This window comes from Ignavibacteriales bacterium (genome assembly GCA_015709675.1).
Lineage (GTDB): Bacteria > Bacteroidota > Ignavibacteria > Ignavibacteriales > Ignavibacteriaceae > H2-BAC3.
Genome location: CP054182.1, coordinates 177326 through 193399 on the forward strand (window position 1 = coordinate 177326; position 16074 = coordinate 193399).

The 16074-nt window shown below is 44.5% G+C and carries 17 protein-coding genes; 5 read left to right on the forward strand and 12 right to left on the reverse strand.

Annotation, left to right across the window (positions count from 1 at the left end; translation table 11 throughout):
* From HRU80_00660 to HRU80_00670, 3 genes are all read right to left on the reverse strand, one after another.
* Positions 1 to 987 (reverse strand): UbiA family prenyltransferase, encoded by a 987-nt coding sequence (locus HRU80_00660; GenBank protein ID QOJ27451.1) that lies wholly within the window; start codon positions 985 to 987, stop codon positions 1 to 3.
* Positions 988 to 1478: 491 nt separating this feature from the next.
* Positions 1479 to 2150: a DNA alkylation repair protein gene (locus HRU80_00665; protein ID QOJ27452.1), complete on the reverse strand. Its 672-nt coding sequence runs from the start codon at positions 2148 to 2150 to the stop codon at positions 1479 to 1481.
* A gap of 77 nt (positions 2151 to 2227) precedes the next feature.
* On the reverse strand, positions 2228 to 2632 hold the full coding sequence (locus HRU80_00670) for a RidA family protein (protein ID QOJ27453.1): 405 nt from the start codon (positions 2630 to 2632) through the stop codon (positions 2228 to 2230).
* Between the two features lie 151 nt (positions 2633 to 2783).
* Here HRU80_00670 and HRU80_00675 point away from each other — a divergent pair, with 151 nt between their 5' ends.
* From HRU80_00675 to HRU80_00690, 4 genes are all read left to right on the forward strand, one after another.
* Positions 2784 to 3302, forward strand: a complete 519-nt coding sequence (locus HRU80_00675; protein ID QOJ27454.1) for a ferritin — start codon at positions 2784 to 2786, stop codon at positions 3300 to 3302.
* Between the two features lie 188 nt (positions 3303 to 3490).
* Positions 3491 to 3928: an OsmC family protein gene (locus tag HRU80_00680; GenBank protein QOJ27455.1), complete on the forward strand. Its 438-nt coding sequence runs from the start codon at positions 3491 to 3493 to the stop codon at positions 3926 to 3928.
* Positions 3929 to 3936: 8 nt separating this feature from the next.
* A complete protein-coding gene (locus HRU80_00685; protein QOJ27456.1) occupies positions 3937 to 4176 on the forward strand; it encodes a zinc ribbon domain-containing protein in 240 nt (79 codons plus the stop codon).
* Positions 4161 to 4583, forward strand: coding sequence for a rhodanese-like domain-containing protein (locus HRU80_00690; protein QOJ27457.1), 423 nt, complete (start codon positions 4161 to 4163; stop codon positions 4581 to 4583). Before HRU80_00685 ends, HRU80_00690 begins: the two co-directional genes overlap by 16 nt.
* A 318-nt stretch (positions 4584 to 4901) precedes the next feature.
* On the opposite strand, the gene HRU80_00695 is transcribed toward HRU80_00690, so the two are convergent.
* Positions 4902 to 5195, reverse strand: a complete 294-nt coding sequence (locus HRU80_00695; protein ID QOJ27458.1) for a transcriptional regulator — start codon at positions 5193 to 5195, stop codon at positions 4902 to 4904.
* 5 nt (positions 5196 to 5200) lie between these two features.
* Positions 5201 to 6166 (reverse strand): sodium-dependent bicarbonate transport family permease, encoded by a 966-nt coding sequence (locus tag HRU80_00700; GenBank protein QOJ27459.1) that lies wholly within the window; start codon positions 6164 to 6166, stop codon positions 5201 to 5203.
* Positions 6167 to 6426: 260 nt separating this feature from the next.
* On the opposite strand from HRU80_00700, the gene HRU80_00705 reads away from it, so the two are divergent.
* Entirely contained in the window at positions 6427 to 6780 is a 354-nt protein-coding gene (locus tag HRU80_00705; protein ID QOJ27460.1) for a cytochrome c, read from the forward strand.
* Positions 6781 to 6933: 153 nt separating this feature from the next.
* Here the strand turns inward: HRU80_00705 and HRU80_00710 are convergent, their stop codons facing one another.
* The 7 genes from HRU80_00710 to HRU80_00740 all read right to left on the reverse strand — a co-directional run bounded on the left by HRU80_00710 (position 6934) and on the right by HRU80_00740 (position 16037).
* Positions 6934 to 8934: a PD40 domain-containing protein gene (locus HRU80_00710; protein ID QOJ27461.1), complete on the reverse strand. Its 2001-nt coding sequence runs from the start codon at positions 8932 to 8934 to the stop codon at positions 6934 to 6936.
* Between the two features lie 390 nt (positions 8935 to 9324).
* Entirely contained in the window at positions 9325 to 10701 is a 1377-nt protein-coding gene (hemN, locus tag HRU80_00715; protein ID QOJ27462.1) for an oxygen-independent coproporphyrinogen III oxidase, read from the reverse strand.
* 6 nt (positions 10702 to 10707) lie between these two features.
* Positions 10708 to 11793, reverse strand: coding sequence for a uroporphyrinogen decarboxylase (locus HRU80_00720; GenBank protein ID QOJ27463.1), 1086 nt, complete (start codon positions 11791 to 11793; stop codon positions 10708 to 10710).
* 61 nt (positions 11794 to 11854) lie between these two features.
* Complete coding sequence (locus tag HRU80_00725) at positions 11855 to 12625, reverse strand: uroporphyrinogen-III synthase (protein QOJ27464.1); 771 nt, start codon at positions 12623 to 12625, stop codon at positions 11855 to 11857.
* Complete coding sequence (locus HRU80_00730) at positions 12622 to 13083, reverse strand: GyrI-like domain-containing protein (protein ID QOJ27465.1); 462 nt, start codon at positions 13081 to 13083, stop codon at positions 12622 to 12624. The genes HRU80_00725 and HRU80_00730 overlap by 4 nt, the downstream gene beginning before the upstream one ends.
* Before the next feature lie 305 nt (positions 13084 to 13388).
* Positions 13389 to 15041, reverse strand: a complete 1653-nt coding sequence (locus HRU80_00735) for a hypothetical protein (protein QOJ27466.1) — start codon at positions 15039 to 15041, stop codon at positions 13389 to 13391.
* Between the two features lie 15 nt (positions 15042 to 15056).
* Positions 15057 to 16037, reverse strand: coding sequence for a hypothetical protein (locus HRU80_00740; protein ID QOJ27467.1), 981 nt, complete (start codon positions 16035 to 16037; stop codon positions 15057 to 15059).
* Positions 16038 to 16074: the final 37 nt, after the last annotated feature.

Below are 16074 nucleotides of genomic sequence, written 5' to 3' on the forward strand. Positions count from 1 at the left end.
CTATATCTGGCTTTCAGAAGGCCGGAGTTTCAGCACGGCAATAAATAGAAAATAATATCCCGCAAGAAACAGCCACCATTCCGGTCTTTGTAAGAGAGAAACAGCCGAGAGACAAAGTATATATCCATGCACTATCAGGGCAATCGGTTTGTGGGCACTATCATCCGTCCGCACCCTGTGGAGCAATACCTGTGCCGTTACTGTCACTGCAAGTGATAACATAAGGAATACCATTGCCGGGAGAACCATGCTGAGTTCTTTCCCTGCTCGCAGTTCTTTAATCAGCAATGATGCAGCCGGCAGAATCATCCCGAGTGCAAAGAGGTCACTGAAATACGCTGAAATTTTTCTTCCAAATTTGACCGGCAGCGTGAAGTATCCGGTCTGGCGGTCTGCTTCAATATCCTTAAAATAACCGCCCAGCACAAAATTAGCATACCCTGAAAAAACTAAAATCACCGCCGGTAAAAGCATCAGATGCGCACCCGTTGATTCAGCAGGACTGGTTATATATCCCATCAGAAAAAGAACTGCAACTATCCATGCATTATAAAACGGACCAGCCCAGTATCTTTTTTTAAACCAGGTATACGTCAGAAGTCCGAGAGCAGAAAGCCCGCCGAGGGCAATATTCCAAACTGAATAATGAGCGAAAATTGCAACGCAGATTAGTAAACCAGCCATACTGACAAATAGGACATCTCTGACAGAAATCAGTCCCTGAACCAGAGGCCGGTAAGGGGAGGAGATTACATCGGTATCCGTCTGAAAGCAGTCCGTAAGCGCCTGCCCAAAACCGTAGGAAAGGAACGAAGCAAGTCCGACGAGTAAAAATCGGGTAAAATCACTCCCTGCTGAAAAAGCCAGTCCGGCAAGTCCGGTAATACCTGAGACAAAGAGCAGATACGGCCTCATGGTGACCGCAAATGCTTTCATAAATCCGATGGAAAACAGGGGATAAGGTTTGATGATAAGTTCGTTGTGCATGGCCAGGCCTCATATAAATTGAACTGTCTGTTGGTTCAAAATTACCCGGACTATAATCCTGCTATGTCACAGTAATGTAAAAATGTTGTAAAACTAATGTCGTGCCCGGGGAAGACTCCTTCCAAGAAAATACGCAGGAGCCAGAGGTTCACCAATTGGTGGTTTAGGAGTTGATAACAATTTCAATAGCTCCCGGTTTTAACCGGGAGCTATTGAATACAAAAAAAATAATTATGAAAAAGCGGATGAGGCAGAGATTAAACCGGAAACTATTGAACAAAACAGAGAGCCATTATGCCCGCCGAACCTTGTGTAAAGGAGCTAAGCCGCAAAGGTTTCCCGCAGATTTCGCAGATTAACGCAGAAACCACTACTAATTAATCCATCCCAATTACTAATTACTTCCTGTATATTCTTCATTGTTCATTGTTCATTGTTCATTGTACATCGTTCATTGTACATTGTAGATTGATTCTCCCTATTACTAATTACTAATACCTAACTACTAATTCCTTCTCCGCGTCTTTTGCAATCCATGATGCAGTTTTGTTGTTGAGTGTATATAACCTACCGCAGGATTCAAGCGCCTTCAGCCGGAGCGTTTCATTCCTCTTCCCGATTGAGCGCAGAGCCCAATTGACCGCTTTCTTTACAAAATTTCGGTTGTCTGTGGCTGCTATATATATCTCTTCAAAGAAAGGGAAATACGTTTCATCCGGCAGTTTGTGCCGCTTGAGCGCAAGCGATGCCATCAGTGCAAATCCCGCACGGCGGACATATTCTTCATCTCTGCGTGCCCATTTCATTGCCTTATCAAATGCATAGGGCGTGCGGTCAAAAAGCATCATGCAGCTTGCATCGCATATATCCCACGAGTCAAAATCCTTTACCCTTCTTTCCATTTCTTCCGGAGTAATCTTTTTGGGATCATCAACCAGTGCGGAAAGAATCCGCGCTTCATGGATTTCGCTGTCCCACAGAATTGCAGCAAGCTCCGGATTTTTTTTATAAACTTTGGCTATTTCTCTCAGTTCCGGTGCTTTTATCCCCAGACAGTTTTTAACGGAAATACCATACCGCGCCATCCCCTCAAGCCGGCTGGGATCGGCTTTTGCTTTCATTAAAGCAATTACTTCATGAAAAGTCTTTTCTGAACTGGTCATTCTGAGCACTCAAAACAGCAAGAAAAGGATATTAAGCTTATTAACCATTTCACAATTCATACTTCATAATTCATAATTCATAATTCATAATTCATACTTCCAATGTATGCTGTTACTTCTATTTCGATAAGCATATCCGGATCAATCAGTCCTTTTACTTCCACCATGGTGCTTGCAGGTTTGCAGTCTTTAAAATATTCTGCGTGAGCTCTGCCATAATCTGCCCACCTGGATATATCAGTAACAAACATCCTCGTTCTTACCACATCACTCATATCCGCCCCCGCCTGTTTAAGGGCTTTTTCAATTTTTGCCAGGATAAACAGGGTCTGATTAAACGCATCACCGTGATAAAGGACAATGCCGTCCTCAGTTGCTGTTGTTCCCGCCACTTCAATCCAGTCCCCCGCCTTAACCGCCCGGCAATAACCGAACATTTCTTCCCACGGCGCCCCCGAGGTAAACCGCTGAATTCGGGTCATATCGCTGCCTCTTCGCTAAACTATATTTAGTCTGAATAAGATGTATATGATTTCCGGTGCAGATTTGAACCGGATATCGTAATTTACTGTTTTGATTATTGTAATTCTGTGATTTAAACGTTATAAAGAAAATAGTTAACAGGAGATCTCTATGCTCAATGCAAAACTGGAAAAAGCTCTAAACAAACAGATCAATGAAGAGTTCTATTCATCATATCTTTATCTCTCCATGTCCGCATGGTTCGAAAGCAAAAGCCTGCTCGGATTCGCCAACTGGATGAAACTGCAGTCAAAAGAAGAATATCAGCACGCTGAAAAATTCTATAACTACGTTTTCACTAAAGGCGGAACCGTAACCCTCGCCCCAATCGGCCAGCCAAAAACCGAATGGAAGAGCGTTCTGGATGCTTTCCAAAACACTCTCGAACACGAGCAGCATATTACAAAATGCATCAACGACCTTGTGGATTTGGCTCTTGCCGAAAAAGATCATGCTACCGGCGCCTTCCTGCAATGGTTCGTTAATGAGCAGGTTGAAGAAGAAGCCAACGCAACCAAAATCCTTGATGACCTGAAGATGATCGGCGATAACAGCTACGGTATCTTTATGCTCGACCGTGAAATGGGTCAGCGCAAGCCGGAAGCTGAACCGGAAGCCGGCAAAGAATAACTCTTATTTTAATCAGTAATGAGTAAGTCGTAATTAGCAATAATTACACTTACTCATTTTTTATTTGTTTTTATTGGTGCAATTCGTGGTTTTACCTTCTCTGTAATCCGCATAATCTGTTTAATCCGCGATCTGAATCTTTCCCCCTCTCTCCTGCATCACACCCTAATAAATTTAAGGAAAAACACATGGAAGAAGTACATTATTATCAGACATCGGTAACCTGGAAGCAGGACCGTATAGGCCAGATTGACGCCCCGGTAATGCCCCCGGTTGAAGTTGCCACCCCGCCTGAATTCCCAAAAGGCGTGCCCAATATCTGGTCACCGGAGCATCTTTTTGTGGCCTCTGCCAATGTCTGCCTCATGACCACATTTCTCTCGATAGCTGAAAACTCAAAATTTGAATTCATCTCCTATAATTCGAATGCCACCGGAAAACTCGAGAAGGTTGACCGCGCGTTTATGATTTCAGAAATCACCCTGGAGCCCGAAATTCTGGTTGACTCACAGGATAAAGTAGAAAAAGCAGAGCGCCTTATTCACAAATCTGAGCAGCATTGCTTAATTTCGAACTCTATGAAAACAAAAATTAACCTGAACCCAAAAATCATTGTAAAGGGATAACGATTCCTATGCCGATGTACGAATATAAATGCAGCGACTGCTCAGCCAAATTTGAGCAGTTTCAGAAATCACTTACATCCTCTGAAACCGTGGAGTGCCCGCAGTGTAAATCAGAAAAAGTTACTAAATTGTTTTCTGCTTTTGCTTCTGTCGGAACCTCATCCGGTTCATTTGCGTCAGATTATTCAGACTCCTGCTCAACTTCCGGCGGGGGATGCTGCGGAGGCGGAAGTTGTTCAGTAAATTAGAAACTATCAAAAAAGGGCTTATGAAGAATCAGAAGTTTTTATTCACTTTTATTATCGTTGCTGCCGTATCAGTCTTTTTCTTTGCGCAGTCTAAACCGGAGAAAAATATGAGTGTTGAAGAGCTAAAACAGGCAATGAAAACCGATAAAAATCTCCTTATCCTTGATGTTAGGACACCCGGAGAACTGACCGGAAATCTCGGCCAGATTGACGGTGTGGTAAACATTCCTGTTCAGGAACTCGAAACACGGGTGAAGGAACTGGATAAATACAAAGGAAAGAAAATCGCGGTTATCTGCCGTTCAGGCAACCGGTCAGTACCGGCTACCAACATCCTGCTAAAGAACGGACACGAAGCATATAATGTTCCTGGCGGAATGATTGCCTGGCGTAACGCGGGCTTCTGATCCCCTATTCCAAATATTCGTTCATATCCGGTATTGCACGTTGAGTTCAGTACCGGATTTTTTTTGCCCTCCCTGTAAGTAATTTCTTTCCCTGTAGCAAAACGGTCTTTTCAGTAATGCTTCATGAGTTCATTCACGCGGATCGCTTGTTTCCCAATTACAAAAAAAAGCCCCGGCCGGGGAGAGCACGGGGCTGTCTACACTAAGGTTCACAGGCCAGGGGAGAAACCTGCAAACGAGACTTTTAAAATTAAAACATTTTTCAGATATGTCAAACCCGCACCGAAAATTTATCGTCCGCCTCCATTGATTATTATTTCAGTGCTTTAGCCACAGAGCGTCAGTTACCATGCAAACTCCGCCGTATCTCTTCAGGATAGGTCTGATAGCTTCCTCAAGTTCATGCTCCCTTCCCGGCTCAGTTGTAGTGATAATCAGGACATTTTTTGAAATTCCTGATAAATCATCCCCCGACTGTGACCCTCTGTCTCCGCTGCCGGTGACATCCGGAATCACTGAGTATCCGGTTATATTCCTCTCCCTGAATGACCGCATCAGCTCTTTAAGCGCGGCATCGGGTGTTATTATTTCAAAGCGTTTTACCTTTTGCATAGAGGTCATCCTGTTATGAGTGTTACAAGATACAGATAGAGCGGAATTCCTGCAATCACATTAAAAGGAAAGGTGATTGCCAGTGCCATTGTTACGTAAATACCGGGATTGGCATCAGGCAGCGCCAGCCGCATCGCAGCAGGAACGGCTATGTACGATGCACCGGCACAAAGAACCGTAAATAAAAACGCATCTCCCGTGCTAAGATTCAGGAACCAGGAAACTCCCAGTCCGGGTATTGCCTGCACCAGCGGGACAATCAGAGCGAAGAGAACAACAGTCAGATTAATCGTATTGCTTCCTTTAATCCTTGCCGCGCTCACCAGCCCCATATCCAGCAGGAAGAGACACAGAATGCCCTTAAATAAATACTGCACAAACGGAGCGAGATCAGCTTCACCCGAAGAGCCGGTTACCATCCCTATGACCAGACTGCCTGTAAGCACCAGAACCGATCCGTTAAACACTGCCTCCCGGATTAGCTCCTTTAGCGGAAGTCCGCCTGACTCGCTGTTGTTCCTTCTGCTCATGACGATACCGGAGATGATCGCGGGCGACTCCATAACTGCCAGGGCTGCCACCAGATACCCTGCGTATGGAATCTGCAGTTTCTGAAGGAGTGATACAGCGGTAATAAAAGTAACCGCACTTACTGAGCCGTAGGAAGCAGCTATAGCAGCTGAATCAGATTTCCCGAAATACCTGCTTAATACCGGATAAAGCAGAACCGGAAAGATAAAGGAAAGCAGGAGCGAGAATACAAGAACCCAGATGAGCTGTTCGTTTATGCCGGTTTTGCTCAGCTCCGTCCCCCCCTTAAAACCGATCGCCATCAGGAGGTAAAGTGAAAAGAATTTCGGAAGCGGCTGAGGTATGGAGAGGTCCGAGCCTACCCAGACTGCGAACATACCCAGAAAGAAAAAGAGTACAGGAGCGTTTAGTAAATTAGACGAAATAATTCCGGCATCCATCAGCTAATCTCATGTGGGTTAAGAAAATGACACATTATTGCTCCAAAAATACAAAACAGTCCCTCATTTCCTGATTTTGGAAACATGGAATTCCCTTTTTTGAGTTTTAGGAGGGGTTTTTCCTGAATCTGAAAAACCTTCCGTCTCCTTTTCCCAAGAAAATGTGCGCTTTTCGTCTGAAAAATTGGGGTTATCCCCTTTTTAATGCCCTTGGCATGTAATTTGTATAATATAAGCAGACTTAAAACCGGACAAGAAACATGAAAAGCTTAATTCAATATTTTATCTTCGTTTTTTTAGTAATCGGACTTTACGGATTCGCATTCGCCAATTATTCCAATACTGCTGAAGAGCCTGCCGGAAAAAAGGCATTCGTTGATGCAAAATGCACCACCTGCCACGGTATCTCAAGCGAAGGTGTAGTTACCAAAAGCAAAAAGAAAGAAAACCCTGATCTTTCTGGTATCGGTTCTAAACTGAAAGCCGATTTCATGAAACAGTATATATTAAAGAAAGAAATGCTTAACGATAAGAAACATCCTTCAAACTGGAAGGGTGATGAAAAAGCTCTTGATGATATCGTTAACTGGCTGGAATCTTTAAAAAAGAAATAGCAAAGAAACACAAAAGACCCTCTTTTCGCCATCCCCTGGCGATACACACACACGAAAGAAAGAAACCCTCTTAAAGGTCTGCAAAGCTCTCAATTTGCAGACCTTCCTCTTTTTAAAGCGTTTCCCTCATTTCGGTTAACTTCCTGCAGTCACTCAATCCGAGCTGTAAACAATAATTTCACTTCCTGAAGAATTCGCATACAGTTTTTTTCCGTCCGGGCTAAACTGAAGGCCATGAACCGGATTGGTAAAATCTGAGAGTATCATAATGGTTTCACCTGAGGTGAAATCCCATATTCTGACGGTATTATCCGCACTTCCTGTTGCAATCCGTTTTCCGTCAGGATGAAACGCAACATCCCAGACGTATTGCGAATGTCCCTTCAGTACCCTGATGATATTACCAGATGTATAATCAAGTATTCTTGCGTTATTATCAGAGCCTGCGATACCGATATATTTTCCGCCGGGACTGACACGAAGTTTTAGGTTCATGCCATTATTCAGCGGAACAACCGAAAGAGAATCAAGTCCGGGAACGGAAAACATTCTGAGCATGCCGTCGCTTGTGGTACAGATAACTTTTTTATCATCCGGTCCAAAGCAGAGCGCATAAGGCCTTGCGGGAAGCGATGCCCTGGAAAGCAATTCACCGCTTTCAGCATTCCAGAGAAATACTGCTTTCTCAGTTGAAACTGATGAGAGATAATTGCCCGACCGGCTGAAGGAGAGACTGCTGGTTCCGCCGCTCATTCCGCTGAGCTCCCGCACCATGCTTCCGTTTTCAGTATCCCAGATTCGTATCTGCTTTCCCCAGTTGCCGCCGGCTATATATCTGCCAGACGGATGAAAACTCAGATCGTTAAGCAAATCGGGCAGGGCAGGTATCAGTCTCAGCGGTGTGCCCTTCTGCGCGTTCCAGAGCGCAATCGCTGAGTCTGATGCACTCATGGCAAGATACCCGCCGTCAGGGGAAAGTCCGAATGCATATATACTTTTATGTCTGTACCTTCTGTCGCTGAACTCAAGACCGGCTTCTCCTTTCCATATTCTGAGAGCGGTATCAGCACCAGAGGTAACAAATGCTGAACCGTCTTTTCTAAAACCGATTGACTGGATTTTATCCCTGTGTCCGAAAAGTTTATTCACGATGGTGCCTTTACCGGTTTCCCATATATACAGCGCGGCATCCGCTCCGCCGGTGTAAATAAACCTGCCGTCAGGGGAGTAGGCAATACTGAACACTCCCTTGCGGTGTCCTCGCAGTTCATAAAGCAGCTTTCCGGTTTCAAGACTCCATACACGCGGAGTCCCGTTTTTTGTTGCGGCAGCAATGGTTTTCCCGTCAGGGCTGAAGGAAATATCATCTATCGCGGAATATACCGGCACATCATTAAAATCAAATGTGCTTTTCAGCTCTCTGGTCTCCGTGCTCCACACCGGAACTACCCAGTTCCAGGTCCCGGCAGCAAATAGATTTCCGTCAGGGCTGAACTTTACAGAAACAACCGGCTTAACATCATACTCAGTAGTCCAGAGATTTTTGCCTTCGATATCCCACAACGACAGAATGCCTTTCACTCCACCTTCCTTCAGGTACCATGACCCGAAAAGTATCATCTTTCCATCGGGGTGTATATCAATATCTGCAAGTCCGTGCCCGGATGTATATATACGTCTCAGTTCCTTACCGGATGCAAAGTCCCAGATTCTTATAGTTGTATCTCTTGAACAGGTTACCACCAGTCTGCCGTCAGGCGAGAATTTGGCATTATATACCGCTGCCTTGTGTCCGGTAAGTCTTTTTACTTCAGTTCCGTCTGAGGAGTTCAGCACCACTACATCCCCTTTTGTGCTGCCTGATACAAGAAATTTTCCGTCAGGTGAGTAATTGGTCTTTAAAGGAACAAACTCCTGAACAGTTATCCTTTCAGAAGGACCAGCAGCTCGTTTTTTAAGAAAGTGCCACTCCCAGTTACGGAATTTTTCCGGAGCGGCCTCAAGCCATTTCTCAGCAGCGGGAGCTTCGTCAAGACGGAGTGAGTTGTTAGCTGCTGCTATATGAGCAAGATACGACTGGTACTCCCTGTCACTCTGCTGAGCAAAAGCTGATACCAAAACCCCGGCTAAAAGAAACAAAACCAAACGGACCACACACAGCTCCTTACCTTAGTTTCATGGGAAAGAAATTTGAATGGTGAATATAATAAACCGGCTGAGGATGAACTAAAAAATTATACTGCCCCGGTTATTCAAACTACATTTGAACTAATCCCCCTTCATTTGCGCAATCTGCGGTAATCATAAGAATGAACAATGTACGATGTACAATTTATAATGTGCTTTCCCCCGTTACTGACAATTCACTTATACTGCTAAGATAATTTGCCAGCATAAAATGTGATTTTAGCTCAAAAACGAACCTTGTTTCATGACATCCAAAAAGCAGGGTCCTTGTTTTACAATACTTTAGCACAATAGCGTATCAAACTCAAAAAAAAAGGCGGCTCACCTGAACCACCTTTTTGCAAAGTGAATGATTTCCTAAACCGTGCGGGAGTATTTTCCGCTGTCTTTTTTCGCTTCGATATAGCCGTCAAAATTCATGGCAATATTGCGGATAAGCAGTTTGCCTGATTCCGAAACGGTTATCTTTTCTCCTTCAATGGCTACAAGTTCATCTTCAATCATTTCAGTTAAACCGGTCAGACCGTTTTTGAAATACTCACGGAAATTGATTGAGAAGAGCTTGCTGGTTTTTTCCATATCCAGTTCAAAGTCACACATCAGCCGCATAATTACATGCCGGCGGATATGATCGTCTTCGGTCATTTTATAACCCTTGGTAACCGGCAGACGCTCTTCATCCAGTGCTTTGTAATACTCCTTTTCGGTTTTATAGTTCTGAGTATATATATTCTGCAGCTGGCTTATCGCGGTAATGCCCATAGCGTAAAGATCAGCTCCTGCATTGGTGCTGTATCCCTGGAAGTTGCGGTAGAGTTTCTTTTCTCTCAGCGCAACCGAGAGTTCATCATCCGGTTTGGCGAAATGATCCATCCCGATAAAATCATAGCCGTTATCAGTCAGTTTTTCAATCGTCATCTTCAGGATGGCAAGTTTCTCTTCAGGCTTCGGAAGGTCTTCTTCCCTGATCAGCGCCATATGTTTTTTCATCCAGGGCACATGAGCGTAGTTAAATACGGCTATACGGTCCGGATTAATTTCAATAATCTTGTCAACCGTGCTCTCAAATGATTCTAGTGTCTGGAACGGAAGTCCGTAAATCAAATCAAGATTAATGGAACTAAAACCAAGTTCCCTTATCCACTCAATGGTCTGCCGGGTCATATCTTCCGGCTGAATGCGGTTAACCGCTTTCTGCACTTTTTCATTAAAATCCTGCACCCCCATGCTGATGCGGTTAAATCCGTTGGTGCGGAGCGCTTCAAGATGCGCGCGGGTCAGTCCTCTCGGGTCTATCTCACAGGAGTTCTCTGAAGTATCATGAAACAGGAACGAGGTGCGTATATAAGAAGCCAGATCATTAATTTCATCCGGATTCAGATGCGTAGGGGTTCCTCCTCCCCAGTGAAGCTGAGCGACTTTCCGGTCAGGGAGTATATAGCTGCGCAGCAGATCAATTTCTTTCTTTACATAATCAACATACTCTGCCACACGGGTACGGTTGCGGGTGATAACCATATTGCAGCCGCAAAAATAGCAGAGTGTATCGCAGAACGGGAGGTGATAGTACAGTGAAAGATCAGGAAGATTTTCTCCATAATTGGTTCTGGTGATTTCATCCATATAGTTATCAGCGGTGAACTCCTCGGTAAAGTGAGGAGCCGTGGGATAACTGGTATATCTTGGCCCCGGACGGTCGTATTTCTTAAATTTTGAGAGATCTACTTTATACATAGTAACTTAGTGCTTCTTCCTGTGTTGCTTCTTGTCAGACTTCTTTTCCTCTGAGTGGAATCTGACACTTTCTTCTTTAACATATTTAACCAGTGCCTTTGCTTTTTCCGGATCAATATCCGGAAGTATGCCATGCCCCAGGTTAAAGATATGTCCGCTTCCCGTTCCGTATGATTCAAGCACACGGACAGTTTCCTGTTTAATCTTATCGAATGAACCGTAAAGTATTGTAGGATCAAGATTGCCCTGAAGAGCAACACGTTTCCCGATCTTTTCTCTGGTTCTTCCGATATCAATCGTCCAGTCAAGCCCCACCACGTCTGCTCCGCTCTTTGAAATTTCTTTCAGAGCATAATGCACTCCCTTTCCGAAAACAATGACCGGCTTGTCTTTATGCTTAATGCCGTCGATTATTTTCTCTATATACGGCAGGGAGAACTCCATATAATCATGGTAGCCAAGATTACCGCCCCAGGTATCAAAAATCTGAATTGCATCAGCCCCGGCATCCATCTTCGCCTGCAGATAGAGTATAACAGACTCAGCAATCATATCAAGCAGCTTGTGCGCAAGGGCAGGGTTATTATATATAAGGCCTTTAATCAGCGCGAAATTTTTGGAACCCTTGCCTTCAACCATATACGTAAGAAGAGTCCAGGGGCTGCCGGCAAAGCCGATAAGCGGCACACGGTTGTCAAGAGTGCGTTTTGTCATGGAAACTGCATCCATCACATATTTCAGATCCTTAAGCGGATCAGGTATCTTCAGACGCTTCAGATCTCCTTCATGAGCTATTGGCTCAGGGAAAACGGGACCTTTCTTTTCTTCAAGTTCTAGATACATCCCCATCGCCTCGGGAATAACCAGTATATCAGAAAAGATTATCGCGGCATCTACTCCGATTAAATCCACCGGCTGAACCGTGACTTCTGTCGCCAGTTCAGGGGTTTTGCAGAGTGTAAGAAAATCTGTTTTAGCTCTTACTGCTCTGTATTCCGGGAGATACCGCCCCGCCTGGCGCATGATCCATATCGGGGTTCTTTCTGTTTTCTCTTTTCTGCATGCTCTGAGAAATAGGTCATTTTTTATCAAACTGTCTCCAAAGTTCTAACTGTTGAAAATTTCAATACTTTTTCTTGCGATCAGGATAGATTTAGATACCCTCACTGGCCGCTATTCCTGCCGCAATCTCTTCCAAAGAGGGCTTTTCCGGACAAAAATCATAGCTTATACCCTGTGAAATGAGGAATGCGCCGGTAGTCCTGCCAATAACTGCAATTTTTATGCCGCTAAAATACTGCTTATCCTGCTCAATCTCCATGAGGGAAATAAAATTACTTACTCCGGACGGGCTTTGAAACACTATCCAGTCCGGTTTCTGATGTCTCAGAGCCTCAATCACCTCTTTTACCGTCTCCCTTTCGGGAAGTTTATTGCTATAAACAGTTACCGGAAAAACCGTTCCACCCTTTTCCGGAAGACCCGTAAGCAATTCCTCTCTGCCGATTTCAGAACGGGGCATCAGAAATGAGCAGCCTTTTATCCCTCCTTCTCCAAGTAGTCTGAGAATAGAAGCTGCAGTTCCTTCTTCCGGAAAAACAGCATCTCTTACACCCTGCTCATGAAGTGCGTGCGCTGTTTTTTCACCAACCGCTATTACTTTCTGTTTTAAAAGAACCGGTGTAAGATTCTGCTCCCTGCAGTAATCAAAATAGGAGCTCACACCGAAGGCTGATGTAAAGATGATATAATCCGCGTGAGCGTCATATGCTTTGCTGAATGCTTCTTTATCAATATATTGCTTCAGTGATATGACCGGAAGAAAAACCGCTTCACAATTAATGCCGCTGAACACCCCAAGCGATGATTCTTTTTTATGCACTTCCCCGGTAATAAGAATGCGCGGGAGAGAGAAGCGGGTCATGCCACCTTCATCAGAAGTTGAATTTCAAACTGATTATCTGTCATCCGCATAATCTGAATTCCTTCACGGGACTGCGTGCGGATATCATTCTCATGGATATAGCGGAAAAGAGTTTCATACGCCCTCCCGATTATCTCCGCCGGGTCACCTTTGCTTTTTACCGATACATATTCCCCCTCTATGCGGTATATAAAATATGGCTTCTCAACCTCAAGATATTCACCCACCAGAACACCCTGCCAGCTTCGCAGATCCTGCTCCGGCGTATCGGCAGGATTATCATAATATATGCCGACAATCTGCTTTTCCAGGTAAGGCAGTCCTTTTTGGTCAAGATACTCTGCCACCTCAGAAACATACTCTGATGATTTCATATAGTCCCCCCTGAACTCGCGGCAGACACAAAGAACAGGCGTGCTGATCTGAATCAGTCCGGCAGAAATATTATTGTCAATCATATAATTAGTAATTAATAGTTAGAAATTAGTAATAATTTTTGCGGCATAGCTGCGATACATTACTGTCACACATAAAATATAACCACAAACAGCGCCGCAGGCGCGACATATCAATAACATAGAACAAAGCGCTTCATACCAGCACCGTAGGTGCGGCATATCAGTAACATACAACAAAGCGTTCCATCACCAGCGCCGTAGGTGCGGCATATCAACAGCACCCCTCTTTATGTGATATATACACAACAAAAACAAAAAGCCGTACCCCCGGTAAAGAAGGCACGGCTTTATTAATCAGCTGGCTGTCAGATAGAATAGCCGATACCGAACCGCAGAGCGAAATCAGGTATCGTGAAAACCTTCACCCCGATGCGAAGATCATTAAAAATTGTATACTCACGGCTCAGACCAATTCCTGACGGAAGCGGAGAACCGAGAAGACTCTTAACATCCTTATTCTGTGCCGGATCAGCAAATCCCATAGCAATGCCGTCTCCGAACATCAGCCCTGCTTCAAAGATGTAATGCGGATCGCGGTATCCTGACCACTTACCAAAAGTCTGGAAGAAGAGACCATCCACATCAAAGAACAGAAGCAGACGGGTCGGTATCAGTGCCCAGCCCCATCCTTTAACCTTATCAGCAAACTTTATATTAGCGCCGAATTTTATTCCGAGGTCAACATCTTTGCCGAATTTATAACGGTCATACTCGTAAGACATTTCATTCAGATACTTAACGATATTAAGCGCAAATGCATGATCTCCCCACTTATAGTCAGCACCGATAGTCAGTGATGAAGGGAACTGAAACCGTGTCTTCTGGGTGAACGGGTTGGCTGCCTTGGCAGTCAGATTAGGACGCGCCAGATCAAGTGAATCAATAATGATATTCAGCGCTTCATCACCTTCACCAAGAACACGGCCGGTCATAAACTTTGGCTGATAGCTCTGCCCGTATGCATTATTATCCGCCATTTCGAATTCCGGTATATAATCATAAGCAAGAGAGATATTAAAATTCTCGAACTGATGCAGAATACCGAACTTCACTCCCCACTTGGTATCATCGTAATTTGCTTTGATCTTGTAACCAAATTCATTTGTCTGACCTGATGCAAAATCAATATTCTGGTCATTGGGATTGTTAAAATGATATTCCTGAGTTCTGTTCAGAACCATCATTCCGTCAATCTGCATATTATAGTTAATGTAATTGGTTACATTATACTGAGTGAGCGCCAGTCCAAAATGTGTCCGTCCGAATTTAGTGTTCAGAAGGGGCGAGCCCACGCCGATGGTCATGGCGTTTACCCTGAAATAGACATCCGAAGTGATAGTCACATTCAGTGGCATATCAAGACGTACCTCCTGATCGGAAACCTGCTTTACGGATTCAAGTTTTGTTCTGACTCCTGAAAGCACCGAGGATAACGAAAAATCAACCGGGAAATTAACAGCAAAAGCAAGCACAACTTTCTCATGCACGGGGAGAGAAATGGCAAAAGTGCCAAAGCCGCCCGGCTGGCCAAATTCAAATGAATTGGTCTTGGTTGACTGCTTATATGCACCCGCGGGGAACTTGAATGTTGTTGTGTCCTTTAAGAAGTCATCCGTGGTTTCTTTAAGACTTGCATCCATGGTCTTCTTAAAATCAACACCCAGAAGATTTGCATCCAGACTGAACTTCGTATCAAAAAAGACGAATGCTTTTTCATTCATCAGTCCGAGTTCAGCCGGATTGGTAAATACCGCCGCGGCACCGGTGCTTATAAGAGGCGATATCACGCGTCCCAGCGTTCCGGAACCATAACCGCCTCCCATGGCACTCAGACTGAAGTTCATGTTAAAATTCAGTTCGCCTCCTGAGTAATAACGCATAACAGGAGTATCGCTCTGGGGTAATATATACGGCGCTGAAAAAAGCACCGCGAGAAGAACAATATATAGCTTTTTCATGACTGCTCCTGTTCCTTAAAATTCTAATCCGAAAGTCAGGCGGCTGGTATTCGCCAGATTTTCAATAACATTGGTATAATCAAACACAAATCTTCCGCCGAAAATCTTGAACTTCAGCCCGGTTCCCAGAACAATCCGTTCATCCTCAACATTGTTGATGGTGTTCTGAACTCCCGCGCGGACGAAGAGGAAGTTAAACAGACGAATTTCAGCGCCGCCCCGGATTTTGTTATATACATCTTTCGAAAGTGAAGGAAGATAATCCGCGGTAAACATAAAATTATCGGATATCCTGAATGAGGTTCCCACGACCGATTCAAACGGAACCAGTTCAGAATAACTTCCTTTCGCTTTAGCGGCCGGATTGTCAACTTTTGAATCCCAGAATACCGGCGAATAGATATCCTTAAGCATGATACCCATGTTTACTTTATCATTCACCTTAAAAAGAACTCCGATATCAAATCCGAATCCGTTTGCTCCTCCTTTTACCTGATTAAGCTGCGCCTGCGCGATTTCATCGGGTTCAAATATCCGGTAATCATCTCCTCCGAGAGTATTATTCCCGAATGATGAGCGGCGGTATTTAATACTTCCTCCGACGGTCAGATCTTTCCAGACTTTTCTGCCGTAGCCAACCTGCACGGTCATCTCATTCATTGCCTCATCACCTGAGTAAATAAACGCGAGGCCGAGTCCGTCAAGCCCTGAGTTATAGGGCATAGCATAACCGAGATAATTGTACTTAACCAGCCCAAACTGATTGTGGAATGAGAAGGTTACTTCTTTTGACTCAATGTTGGTCAGTCCCGCAGGATTCCAGAGAACCGCGTTAACGTCATTTGCAAGTCCTACATAAGCGCCTCCGAGCCCCATGGGACGGGCGCCATAGCCGACATCAACAAATGCTCCCGCAACCGAGGCAAGCTCCTGAGCCCTCATGCCGGCAGTCAGCAGCAGTACTGCCGTTAGTATCTGTAACAGTTTCGCTTTCATGATTATTTCCTGTTCGATAATAAACTTTATGGTTAAT

Coding starts and splice junctions, on each gene's coding strand:
- HRU80_00660 (QOJ27451.1), bottom strand. CDS start 987: ATGCACAACGAACTTATCATCAAACCTTATCCCCTGTTTTCCATCGGA.
- HRU80_00665 (QOJ27452.1), bottom strand. CDS start 2,150: ATGACCAGTTCAGAAAAGACTTTTCATGAAGTAATTGCTTTAATGAAA.
- HRU80_00670 (QOJ27453.1), bottom strand. CDS start 2,632: ATGACCCGAATTCAGCGGTTTACCTCGGGGGCGCCGTGGGAAGAAATG.
- HRU80_00675 (QOJ27454.1), top strand. CDS start 2,784: ATGCTCAATGCAAAACTGGAAAAAGCTCTAAACAAACAGATCAATGAA.
- HRU80_00680 (QOJ27455.1), top strand. CDS start 3,491: ATGGAAGAAGTACATTATTATCAGACATCGGTAACCTGGAAGCAGGAC.
- HRU80_00685 (QOJ27456.1), top strand. CDS start 3,937: ATGCCGATGTACGAATATAAATGCAGCGACTGCTCAGCCAAATTTGAG.
- HRU80_00695 (QOJ27458.1), bottom strand. CDS start 5,195: ATGCAAAAGGTAAAACGCTTTGAAATAATAACACCCGATGCCGCGCTT.
- HRU80_00700 (QOJ27459.1), bottom strand. CDS start 6,166: ATGGATGCCGGAATTATTTCGTCTAATTTACTAAACGCTCCTGTACTC.
- HRU80_00705 (QOJ27460.1), top strand. CDS start 6,427: ATGAAAAGCTTAATTCAATATTTTATCTTCGTTTTTTTAGTAATCGGA.
- hemN (QOJ27462.1), bottom strand. CDS start 10,701: ATGTATAAAGTAGATCTCTCAAAATTTAAGAAATACGACCGTCCGGGG.
- HRU80_00725 (QOJ27464.1), bottom strand. CDS start 12,625: ATGACCCGCTTCTCTCTCCCGCGCATTCTTATTACCGGGGAAGTGCAT.
- HRU80_00730 (QOJ27465.1), bottom strand. CDS start 13,083: ATGATTGACAATAATATTTCTGCCGGACTGATTCAGATCAGCACGCCT.
- HRU80_00735 (QOJ27466.1), bottom strand. CDS start 15,041: ATGAAAAAGCTATATATTGTTCTTCTCGCGGTGCTTTTTTCAGCGCCG.
- HRU80_00740 (QOJ27467.1), bottom strand. CDS start 16,037: ATGAAAGCGAAACTGTTACAGATACTAACGGCAGTACTGCTGCTGACT.